Below are 10,206 nucleotides of genomic sequence, written 5' to 3'. Positions count from 1 at the left end.
GAAGGAGCCGCGCTCTCCCGACAGCTCACGGCGCTCTTCCACCGTGAAGACCCCTCGCGCCTCGTCTCTGCGGGCTGCAACAACGGCAATGCAGGCAGCAATGGCTTCTCCGAGACCGTGGATATCTTTGGCTACAACTATAAACCCCAACTCTATGGCGCGTTTCGGGCACGCTACCCACGCCAGCCGCTCATTGGCAGCGAGACCAGCTCGTGCGTGAGCAGCTACGGCGAGTACTTTTTTCCCGTCGAGCAAGACAAGAGCAAGGGGTTCTTTAACTTCCAGGTCAGCTCCTACGACCTCTACGCCCCCAGCTGGGCGATGAAGCCCGATATCGAGTGGCAGGGGCTCGATAAAAACCCGAGCGTCGCCGGTGAGTTTGTCTGGACGGGCTTTGACTATCTCGGCGAGCCGACCCCGTTTAACTCCGACCGCACCAATGCCCTGAACTTCTCCGACCCCAAGGAGCGCGAGAAAGCGATGGCGCTCTTTGCACAGCTGGGCAACCATGCGCCATCGCGTAGCTCCTACTTTGGGATCGTGGACTTGTGCGGTTTCAAGAAAGACCGTTTTTATCTCTACCAGGCCCGCTGGCGGCCCGAGCTTCCCATGGCGCATCTCCTGCCGCACTGGAGCTGGCCGGGCCGCGAGGGGCAAGTCACGCCCGTGCATCTCTACACCAGCGGCGATGAAGCCGAGCTTTTCCTCAATGGCAAGTCGCTGGGCCGTAAGCAACGCGCCCCGCTGACCTACCGGCTGGTCTGGGACGATGTTCTCTACGCCCCCGGCGAGCTCAAGGCCGTCGCCTACAAAAACGGTAAGCCCTGGGCGGAGGCGCGCCAGCGCACCACTGGCCCCGCCACGGAGATCAAGCTCACCGCGGATCGCACCAAGCTCACCGGAGGCCGCGACCTGAGTTTTGTGACGGTGAACATTGTGGATGCCAAAGGCCAGCAAGTCCCCAGTGCTGATCATCTCCTCAAGTTCACGCTCACCGGAAGCGCCGCCGAGCTCGCCGCCGTGGGCAATGGTGATGCCACCAACCCGCGCAGCTTCCAAGCCACCGAGTACCCCGCCTTTCACGGCCTCGCACTCGCCATAATCCGCGCCAAGCACGAGGCAAAGGGCGAGGTAACACTCCAAGTCGAAGCCCCCGGACTCAAGCCCGCCCGCGTGAAAGTCCGAGTAGGCTAAGCGATGGCACTGACTCTGGAAAACCTTTTGGAGGGCGTACGAAACTCGCGGCGCCAGCTCTTCAAGCACTTAGAGGGCCTCACTGACGAGCAAGCTCTCTGGAAGCCGTATCCCGAGTGCAAGTCCGTACGCGAGACACTGGTACATCTGATCCACGTGGATCGTGCCGCGCTGGCCTCGCTCAAAACTGGCACCCTCGATGCCTGGGGCGCTCTCACCGCCCAGATCGCCGCCGAGACCGAGCCTCTCACGCTCCCCGAACTACGGAGTCTGCTGGAGCAGAGTCACACCGCGCTTCTAGACTATCTTGCCACCACCTACGCCACGCATGCTCTCGACGAACTCATTCCCCTCTGGGCAAGTCCCACCCCACTAGGCCGCGCCGTACCCTATCTCTCGTCGGAGGATTTTTATCACTCAGGCCAGCTCGCCTTCATCCGCCAAGCCACCGACCCAAGCTGGGACTACTACGCCGCCATCTACGGAAATGCCTGACGACACATCGTTTGAGCGGTACAATGCGTTTATGAACGACAAAGGAAGAACCCAGGCAATGGTTTATGATGAGTTCATCCAGCTTATCGCACAGGGTGGTGGCCCCGAAGCTATTATGACTTTTCGTCCCTCGGATTCCGTCCAACAGCGTGCCTATGAGCTTGTTGATCGCAAGAGGGCGGGCAGTCTCACTCCCGAGGAAGAGAGTGAGCTGAGCCATTTTTTGCAGCTAGAACACTTGGTGCGCATGGCTAAAATCAGAGCACGGATGATCCAAGCGGGAACCACTCCGATAGCTACAAAAGCGGCGTAAAAACGTGAGTCGTACCTACATTTCCCAGGTACTTCGTCGTCAGGTTCGTGAACGCGCACAAAGGTGCTGTGAGTACTGCCTGCTTCACGAAGACGATGCAACTATCTCTCATGAGGTAGATCATATTGTGTCAGAGAAGCACGGTGGGCTCACCATTCTTGACAACCTAGCCTTTGCCTGCTTTCTCTGCAACAATAACAAAGGCAGTGATCTCGCTTCTCTGTCACTGTCTGGTGAACTGACACGATTCTTCAATCCACGCACGGATGTCTGGAGCCAACATTTCCACATTGTTGGGGAGCTGATCGTTCCAATAACACCGATCGCGGAAGCCACAGAGCGTATTTTCTTATTCAATACCCCAGAGCGCTGTGAAGAACGCTGGGGGCTTCAGGTACTAAATCGCTTCCCGACGGGTTAGAGCACTCCATGAACGACGCACACCCCACTCTCCGCCCCAAAAACAACTGGCCGCTGTTGCGTACTTATCTAAACCTTACTTTCATGATGTTGTGCATGGTGTTGGGACTCATGGCAAGTAAAGGCTGGTTCGGAGCTTGGCTTCTTGTGATGCCTCTCGCGATAGTTTACTTCTATCTGCGTATTCTTCGCCCTGGCTGCATCCAAAACGCAACGTCTGCTGAGAGGGATCCATTATCAGCTTTCCCCTCGCTAAGACACAAAGCCTACCGGGTCTTTCGCTTTTTGTGCTGCTTCAGTGATCTTCTAGTGGCGATTAGTATATTGGGGATGACCCATGATTGGATCACGGAAGTGCCGCACGCGATGCCCTGGATTCAATTTGCGCACCTCATTGTTGGTTGTGCTTGGGGAGTAACAGCGACACTGAAAGCACGTATAGAACTCCGAGAGTTACGCCGGGAAATCTATGTCTTAGAGCACACTCCCCAAGAGCAATCCACCCCACAAGCACAGCACTACGGGCCTCAGTAACTCTGATGTTTTTTCGCCTCATTGGTGCTGGTTGACAGGCGCGAGAGGGGCGTGCTACACTGCCATCGTGAGTGAACTACAAACCGATGTCGCGGCGGCTATGCGACGGGTGCAGGAGCAGGTGGAGACGGTCATCATTGGCAAGCACGAGACCGTCGAGATGGCGCTGGTCACCCTGCTGGTGGGCGGGCACCTTCTCATTGAAGACATCCCGGGTGTCGGCAAGACCACCTTGGCTAAGACCCTAGCGCAGTCGCTTGGCTGTGCCTTTAAGCGTATCCAGTTCACCCCGGACTTGCTCCCCGCCGATATTACGGGCACCTCGATCTATAATCAGAAAACCCAAGAGTTCAGCTTCATGCCCGGCCCGATCTTCGCGCAGGTGGTGCTTGCTGATGAGATTAACCGCGCGACGCCCAAGACCCAAGCGGCGCTCCTGGAGTGCATGGAGGAGCTGCAAGTCTCGGAGGGTGGGATTACGCACCCGCTACCACGTCCGTTTTTTGTGATCGCCACCCAGAATAATATCGAGCACGCCGGAACCTATCAGCTCCCCGAGGCACAGATGGACCGCTTCACGATGCGTGTCCGCCTAGGCTATCCGAGCTTGGAGCAGGAGATCAGGATTCTGAACTCTCAAGTCCAGAGTCACCCGCTCGTCAATGTCAAGCCCGTTCTGGATGCCCCAACTCTGGTAGACCTTCAGGATCAAGTTCGTCGCATTGTCGTTGCCCCACTGCTGCAAAAGTACATCACGGAAGTCGTGGCGGCCACACGTAAGAGCGATCAAGTGGAGATTGGAGCGAGCCCCCGTGGCTCGCTGGCACTGATGCACGCCGCACAGGCCCAAGCGGCGATGGCGGGCCGCAAGTACGCCAACCCGGACGATGTCAAGCGCCTGGCTCCGTTTGTGCTGGCCCACCGCCTGATCCTCTCCGCGGAGGCACGGGCACACGGGATGGAGGATGTCACGGTGATCCAAAAAATCCTCACCCAAGTTCCCGTCCCAACGGTTTGAGACTCTTACACACCGAGTTTCCCTCCCTCCCGATAACGGGTTAGGGAGGGGGAGGCAGAGAGGGCGCTACTCCCCTTTCTCCCACCCGAAGGGCTTGTTATTGGGAGAAAGGGGCTGGGGGAATGAGGGCCTTACTTCACCGAGTCAGCGATGCGCTTGAGCTGATCATCGGGGAGGTTTCCTATCAGCAGGCAGTACCCCTCACTGGTCTTCCAGGTGTAGGAGCGCTCGCCCTTCGGAGGCTGGACAATCCCGCTCTCCGCCCCCTTCAGGAGCCGCACGAGCAGGGGAGGCATCGGACTGGCAATACTCACCAGTGAGAGCGTCGTCAGGCCATTGCCCCAGAACAGAGTCGTTCGCGGATGGGCCGCTTTTGCTACCATGATATTGCGCAGGTTAAAGCCAAGAGGGAGCCAGGTAGGCTGCCGAACCGTTACTCCGTCCCGTGCCGCTTCCTCAATGGTTTTATAGCGCTTCTGATTGTCTAAGATGCGCCGAAATCCCGCGGGGACAGGTGGTGGCACAAAGTCATCGGGCTTGAAGTTTGGACTGAGCTCCAGAGAGAGATAGTACGTGTTGGAGAGAATCCGGCTATCGGGGGCACGCTCCTCCATGCGCAGGCGTAGCCCTGTCTCCCGGTCTACCCAGAAGCGCCGCGATGGCCCCATGCCACTAGGGCCCAGATGCACGAAAACGACGTCGGCAGGGCGGCCCGCAATCGTATCCGTGCCCTGTAGCTCCACGACCAGCATGCCGCCTTCGCCTCGAAGCGCCTCTTGCAGGTGCTTTTGCATCTCGGCAAGCTGCGACTTGCTTTCCTGGTAGCGCTTCTCTTTCTGGTGCACCAGCACTTGGCGGCGACGGTCATCAATGAGAAGGATTCCCTCGGGCTTGATAGACTCCCGGCGGATTCCTAGCTTGGGATCGCGCTTGACCCACTGCTCGGTACTCCGGCCATCGCCTCCCACACTGACCTCACGTGCCTGAAACGCCAGCGACATCTCCGTCTGTAGCATCCGCCGGAGGATCTTACGGGCCACTCCCGCGTTATTCTTCGCTGCTTGCTCTTGCTTTTTCAAGAGAGCCTGTCGGTTCTGAAAAAAGTTTTTCGGCACGCGCGGCGGTTGTGCGCCCGCGAGCCCCACTGTCAGAAGCAAGCTCAGGCTGGAGAGGAAAAGACGAGACATCAAAGCGCCCTACGACCCTGACTCTCGCTCAGTGAGCGAGGCGGTCAGTAACACGCCCGACGAGTCCCCGAAAACCTCACTGGTCTTGGCAGAGAGATGCTCTTGCATCACCTGCTCGACCTCGGTGTTGGCTGCCACACTCTCCGTATTGGGCGTGGACGGGGGAGCTACGGTGGGGCGGGTGAAGAAAACCACGACAGGCACGAGGGCAGCCACGGCCAACCCCGAAGCGACCGCAGGGCGAACCCGAGGGCGAACCCACCAGGCAGAGAGTTTTTCTCCCAGGGTTATCGGTTTGGGCCGGAGAGCCTGCCCGGCAAGACGTGCGGTTAGCTTCTGCTCAAAGCTCACAGAAAGCTCCGGACGAGGTAGAAACGCCAACAAGCGGCTGGTCTGGGTAAGCTCGTCGGCGATTTGGGTGCAGACTGCACAGGAGCGCAGGTGTGCTTTTGTGGCCGTGCTCTGCTCCTCAAGCAACACCCCGTCTATGTACTCGGAGAGCCCCTCTTGAATTTTTTTACAATCTAACATGCTTGCCATTTTATTTTCGACTCACGATTCTAAGTACGGGCGAAGAGCGCTTCGCAGTGCCACACGGGCATTAAAAATACGCGATTTCACGGTTCCCAGGGGTATTTTCTCCACCTCCGCGATCTCTTCGTAGGAGAGCCCCTCGATATCATGCAATACCACGGCGGAGCGCAGCTTGGCGGGGAGCTTTGCCAGTGCCTCTTCAATTTGCCCACCGAGCTCCTTGCGCGAGAAGAGTATCTCTGGCGCAGCCTTTATATCGGGCACATCACGCGTCGCTCCGCCATCTTCCTCATCGTTGTAGAGCGGCGCATCCAAAGAGGACACCACGCCACGCTCTTTCTTCTTGCGGCGGAACGCGTCCACGCAGAGATTCCCTGCGATCCGAAACAGCCAGGTAGAGAGGCTCGCCTCGGCTCGAAACGTGTGGATATGGGAGTACATCCGCACAAAAACTTCCTGTGTCAGATCCTCGGCGTCTTCGGCGTTACCTGTCATGCGGTAGAGGTAGTTGTAGATCTTACCCTTGTAGCGCCCGACGATCTCATTGAAGGCCACGATATCCGCTTTTTGACAACGCGCAATAAGAGCCGTGTCGGTCGTCATGGTTGTTGCGCCCCGATTCCAGAAAGTTGCCAGTGCCATATCGTCCCCTTCATCCTACAGTGTATTCTCGGACGAATGTCCTTAAAAATTGTTCACTAGAATCTAGGTGTGTAAAACGCGACAATGACAAACTGTACCATGAAGCGACGCTGGTTCCTTACTGCTTGGACGCTCTCCTGGCCTACGCTCGCTACTTGAAGCTCCCCGACGTCGTGGCGCGGCTCCAAAAAGCGGGACTAAAGCGGTAGAATCGCCCCATGGAGTCTATCCGGCTGGAGTTGTCCAATATCGAGAAGCGCTATGGGATGCGGCGCGTGCTGCATCACTTTACTCTGATGGCGGAGGGTGGCGAGGTTGTCGCGATCACGGGAGCCAACGGGAGTGGCAAGAGCACGGTGGTGAAACTCGTGGCAGGGCTCTTGCGGGCGAGCAAGGGGCAGATCACGCTCCACATTGGGGCAACGGACGAGAGCGATCCGGCGCGGCGGCGGCGGCTCTGTGGCTATGTCTCGCCGGATCTGACGCTCTACACGGAGCTGACGGCGCGTGAGAACTTGCAGTTCTTCTGCGACGTGCGCGGCGTCTCGCCACAAAAGATCGCCTCGACGTTAGAGCGCGTCGGGCTCTCAGGGCGCGAGGACGATCCTCTCGGGCAGTACTCGTCGGGCTTGCGACAAAGAGTGAAGCTGGCACTGGCAGTGTTGTTCGAGCCCCCGGTCTTGCTCCTGGATGAGGCCGGACTCGCCCTCGACGACAAAGGGGTCGCACTGGTGGCGGAGTTAGTCGTGGAGCAGCAACAGCGCGGCGGCCTGACGCTCATCGCCACCAACGACACCCGCGAGGTCGTGCTGGCTCAGCGCGTGATCGCGCTCTAGGCCCCTCTGATATAATCGCTGCCAGAGAACCCGATTTCATGCTTGACTCCGACCGTGCACGCTACCTGCGCCGCCTCCGTTTCCCTGACGAAATAGAGGACGCTTTTCAGCAGGACTACTACCAAAAATTTCTTCCCTCTCTGCGGAAAATCTTACTCGCGCTCGTCTTCCTAATCACATTCGTCATCCTTAGAGAGATGGCAAATGCATATTTTTCAAGCAAAGATCCAAATGTCATTAATAATACGGTCAAAGGGTTAACAGGAACGATTTCATCAATTCCAGTAGTTTTATTTTTCCGCAAACTAACTTATTCGAAATTATTCAATAAATACTGCCAACCATTATCAGCAATATCTTTGGTATTAATGTTTCTTTTTTTATGCCTTTCCATTTCATATGCAAGAGATTTAAGAATTTCACTAATTTTAAAACAATATGAAAATTTCTTAATTATTAAAGAATCATTGCCTTTATTCAAGACTGAATTACACGGGAGTAATACTTATTTCCTTATACGCATGATACCTATCGGTATGATATTTCTCTCAGCCTTCCGCCTTCAGTTTCGCTGGGCTCTCTCAGCCATGTTTGCGATGGCTGCAATCACTCTTTGGTGCGTCATCAAGCCTCTTCACGTAGGTATTTCCGCAGAGTTGATTGGGGTAACAATCCAGGTGAGCTGTACCTCCATTGTTGGTGCCTACTTCGTGGCATTAGTGCAAGAGCGCCTGGCACGCGAGGCGTTTCTCGCGAATTACCTGCTGGATATTGAGCGGGCAAAGTCAGAGAGGCTTCTTGCCAATGTCCTGCCAGAGACGATCGCGCATCGCCTGAAAGATGAGCCGACCACGATTGCAGATCGCTTTGAGTCTGCCACGGTGCTCTTTGCCGATATCGTGGACTTCACTCAGCTCGCGACAAAACTCTCGTCCGACGAGCTGGTCGCGCTGCTCAATGAGATATTCTCCGCCTTCGATGCCCTCGCCGAGAAGCACGGGCTGGAGAAGATCAAGACAATTGGCGATGCCTACATGGCCGTAGCCGGAGTCCCCGAGCCCGATGCCCAACATGCCCAGGCCGCCGCGAGGATGGCTCTGGAGCTGCGCACGGTCATCGCCGGTTTTAAGCGCGAGAATGGCGAGCCGCTACAGCTACGCATCGGCCTAAACTCGGGGCCGGTGATCGCAGGGGTGATCGGGACAAAGAAGTTCATCTACGACCTCTGGGGCGATACAGTCAACACGGCCAGCCGCATGGAGTCACACGGCATCCAGGATCAGATTCAGGTCACCGAGGCGACCCACGCGCTCTTGGGCGACAAGTTTATCTTTAGCCCTCCACGCCAAACAGAAGTCAAGGGTAAAGGGCAGATGACTGTCTACAGCCTGCTTGGCCCTCGCGAACAATAAGAAAAATAAGCACCAAGACTCCGAACAAACGCTGCTTTTCTCGACACTTAAGAGCGAAGGACGAAAAAGGCAAGAAAAGCAATGCAAATCCCAGACCTCTGGCTGGTGCAGAAAGCGAAAAACGGAGACACCGCCGCGTTTGGTGCGCTTCTCACACGCCACTCGCGCCGGGTGTACAACTTATTGCTACGCCTCACAGGCAGCTCCGCGCTTGCAGAAGACCTCACGCAGGAGACCTTTCTCACGGCCTACCAGCGGCTTTCTGACTGGCGCGGCGTGGGGCAGCTCTCCACCTGGCTCTGTGGAATCGCGGTTAAGCACCACCTCGCGGCGCGGCGCAAGGCCCGCTTTACCGAAACGCTCGATGCCCACGAGGAGCTTGCCGCAGGTCTGTCCAGCGACCCTCTGGCTCGCTACACCCAGCACGAGGCAAAGCAGGCACTGGACATGGCGATCTCTGCGCTTCCCACACACTACCGCGAGGTATTTGTGCTGGTGCGGGTGCAAGAGCTGCGCTACCGAGAGGTCGCCGAGCTCCTAGAGATTCCCCTGGGAACCGTCCAGTCCCGCCTCGCCCAAGCAAGCGTCCTTCTCCAACGCGCCCTGTCACACTCGATCGAAGAGCTCCCCCAGAAAGGAACCAAACGCCATGTCCTTTGAGACCAAGCTACGCCGGCTGGCCAAAAAGCTCCCCGAGTCCGAGGTTCCCTCGGGGCTACACACACGCATTCTCTCGCACCTCCCGGAGCGGCACACGCTCCAGAAAGTTGGTTTTAACATGAAACTGATACTAATCCCCGCGCTTGCCCTTGCCTTTGGTGGTGGAGGTGGCCTGCTCTTTGTCCTCTCTACCCAGACGAATCCCAGCACTGCCCAGCGCACTCCGGTGCAGACCGGCCCGATCACACTCCATGTTGTGGACGAGGCAGGGCAGCCCGTCGCGGGTGCCACGGTCACCTTGTCGCGCTATGAAAAACCCGATCCCAGAACGGGCGTTGCTCCTGCACTCAGAGTGACTGATATGCCCAGGGGAACGACCAACGAGAAAGGCGATATAGGGTTGCCCCCGCAAGGAATCACTAACTTCCAGGTGACAAGCCTCGACGGGCACCATCTCTATGCAACGGGTGAGATCACAGTGAGCCAGGGGGAGCAAGTCATCACGCTCTCTGAGCATCCGGTTCATAGCATTACCGGGCAGTTTGTGGATGAACAGGGCAAACCCCTTACCGATGTCCAGCCGGAGCTGTTCGTCGGATCGCAATCCTTCTCAAAACTCACGCCCGGCCCCGATGGCCACTTCATCGCTTGGGTGGTACCAGGCACTGCCTACTATTTCGTCTTCCACCGCACGGGGCCTGGCAATCCTATCGAGATGAAAAGAGATCTCCGTGTTGAGAGAGGCCAGTTTCTCGACCTGGGAACCGTCACCGTCCGCTCTGGGACGACTCAGGCACGATAAATCATGCCGGAAGACTCGTTGTCTGGGGCAACTGGCTAAGGGACTACGGCACCGTAAACGCGGCGCTGGCTCCGATCCAGGTGGCATCGCGGTTGTGGTCCACCCCGAGCATCTTGCCACGCCCAAGTCTCAGGAGCGCGGTGAGTGCCTGGTAGTGCT

At 57.3% G+C, this 10,206-nt stretch carries 12 protein-coding genes and 1 pseudogene; 10 read left to right on the top strand and 3 right to left on the bottom strand.

All coding sequences use genetic code 11. From position 1 onward, the window contains the following. The 6 genes from RMO15_RS29430 to RMO15_RS29405 all read left to right on the top strand — a co-directional run. On the top strand, positions 1-1,194 hold a 1,194-nt coding region (locus RMO15_RS29430; protein ID WP_309721538.1), incomplete at its 5' end, for a DUF4982 domain-containing protein. A gap of 3 nt (positions 1,195-1,197) precedes the next feature. After that, entirely contained in the window at positions 1,198-1,689 is a 492-nt protein-coding gene (locus RMO15_RS29425) for a DinB family protein (RefSeq protein ID WP_309721535.1), read from the top strand. 31 nt (positions 1,690-1,720) lie between these two features. Continuing rightward, the gene (locus RMO15_RS29420; protein WP_309721532.1) at positions 1,721-2,002 is read left to right on the top strand and encodes a hypothetical protein; all 282 of its coding nucleotides are present in this window, start codon (positions 1,721-1,723) and stop codon (positions 2,000-2,002) included. A 4-nt stretch (positions 2,003-2,006) separates the two neighbouring features. After that, complete coding sequence (locus RMO15_RS29415) at positions 2,007-2,423, top strand: HNH endonuclease signature motif containing protein (RefSeq protein ID WP_309721529.1); 417 nt, start codon at positions 2,007-2,009, stop codon at positions 2,421-2,423. Between the two features lie 329 nt (positions 2,424-2,752). Beyond that, complete coding sequence (locus RMO15_RS29410; protein WP_309721526.1) at positions 2,753-2,956, top strand: hypothetical protein; 204 nt, start codon at positions 2,753-2,755, stop codon at positions 2,954-2,956. A 67-nt stretch (positions 2,957-3,023) separates the two neighbouring features. Beyond that, complete coding sequence (locus RMO15_RS29405; protein WP_369016179.1) at positions 3,024-3,974, top strand: AAA family ATPase; 951 nt, start codon at positions 3,024-3,026, stop codon at positions 3,972-3,974. A gap of 131 nt (positions 3,975-4,105) precedes the next feature. Here the strand turns inward: RMO15_RS29405 and RMO15_RS29400 are convergent, their stop codons facing one another. From RMO15_RS29400 to RMO15_RS29390, 3 genes are read right to left on the bottom strand one after another with little or no spacing between them, the layout of a single operon-like run. Beyond that, positions 4,106-5,161: a sigma-E factor regulatory protein RseB domain-containing protein gene (locus RMO15_RS29400; protein WP_309721521.1), complete on the bottom strand. Its 1,056-nt coding sequence runs from the start codon at positions 5,159-5,161 to the stop codon at positions 4,106-4,108. A gap of 9 nt (positions 5,162-5,170) precedes the next feature. After that, entirely contained in the window at positions 5,171-5,692 is a 522-nt protein-coding gene (locus tag RMO15_RS29395; protein WP_309721518.1) for a zf-HC2 domain-containing protein, read from the bottom strand. Positions 5,693-5,713: 21 nt separating this feature from the next. Then, the gene (locus tag RMO15_RS29390; protein WP_309721516.1) at positions 5,714-6,337 is read right to left on the bottom strand and encodes a sigma-70 family RNA polymerase sigma factor; all 624 of its coding nucleotides are present in this window, start codon (positions 6,335-6,337) and stop codon (positions 5,714-5,716) included. A gap of 218 nt (positions 6,338-6,555) precedes the next feature. Between RMO15_RS29390 and ccmA the strand changes: the two genes are divergently transcribed. From ccmA to RMO15_RS29370, 4 genes and pseudogenes are all read left to right on the top strand, one after another. Continuing rightward, on the top strand, positions 6,556-7,173 hold the full coding sequence (ccmA, locus tag RMO15_RS29385) for a heme ABC exporter ATP-binding protein CcmA (protein ID WP_309721513.1): 618 nt from the start codon (positions 6,556-6,558) through the stop codon (positions 7,171-7,173). Positions 7,174-7,937: 764 nt separating this feature from the next. Further along, positions 7,938-8,585, top strand: a pseudogene (locus RMO15_RS29380) (adenylate/guanylate cyclase domain-containing protein); the annotation flags it as partial. A gap of 81 nt (positions 8,586-8,666) precedes the next feature. Beyond that, positions 8,667-9,245 carry a sigma-70 family RNA polymerase sigma factor gene (locus tag RMO15_RS29375; protein ID WP_309721507.1) on the top strand — a complete coding sequence of 193 codons (579 nt, stop codon included), beginning with the start codon at positions 8,667-8,669 and terminating at the stop codon, positions 9,243-9,245. Beyond that, a complete protein-coding gene (locus RMO15_RS29370; RefSeq protein WP_309721504.1) occupies positions 9,235-10,047 on the top strand; it encodes a hypothetical protein in 813 nt (270 codons plus the stop codon). Before RMO15_RS29375 ends, RMO15_RS29370 begins: the two co-directional genes overlap by 11 nt. Positions 10,048-10,206: the final 159 nt, after the last annotated feature.

This window comes from Armatimonas sp. (genome assembly GCF_031410135.1).
Lineage (GTDB): Bacteria > Armatimonadota > Armatimonadia > Armatimonadales > Armatimonadaceae > Armatimonas.
Note: the sequence above shows the minus strand (reverse complement) of the source record. Positions and strands in the feature narration are given on the sequence as shown.

Excerpts from the sequence above, each read along its gene's own strand:
- RMO15_RS29370 (WP_309721504.1), top strand. The coding sequence starts at position 9,235 with ATGTCCTTTGAGACCAAGCTACGCCGGCTGGCCAAAAAGCTCCCCGAG.
- RMO15_RS29400 (WP_309721521.1), bottom strand. The coding sequence starts at position 5,161 with ATGTCTCGTCTTTTCCTCTCCAGCCTGAGCTTGCTTCTGACAGTGGGG.
- RMO15_RS29395 (WP_309721518.1), bottom strand. The coding sequence starts at position 5,692 with ATGTTAGATTGTAAAAAAATTCAAGAGGGGCTCTCCGAGTACATAGAC.
- ccmA (WP_309721513.1), top strand. The coding sequence starts at position 6,556 with ATGGAGTCTATCCGGCTGGAGTTGTCCAATATCGAGAAGCGCTATGGG.
- RMO15_RS29425 (WP_309721535.1), top strand. The coding sequence starts at position 1,198 with ATGGCACTGACTCTGGAAAACCTTTTGGAGGGCGTACGAAACTCGCGG.
- RMO15_RS29390 (WP_309721516.1), bottom strand. The coding sequence starts at position 6,337 with ATGGCACTGGCAACTTTCTGGAATCGGGGCGCAACAACCATGACGACC.
- RMO15_RS29410 (WP_309721526.1), top strand. The coding sequence starts at position 2,753 with ATGACCCATGATTGGATCACGGAAGTGCCGCACGCGATGCCCTGGATT.
- RMO15_RS29420 (WP_309721532.1), top strand. The coding sequence starts at position 1,721 with ATGAACGACAAAGGAAGAACCCAGGCAATGGTTTATGATGAGTTCATC.
- RMO15_RS29375 (WP_309721507.1), top strand. The coding sequence starts at position 8,667 with ATGCAAATCCCAGACCTCTGGCTGGTGCAGAAAGCGAAAAACGGAGAC.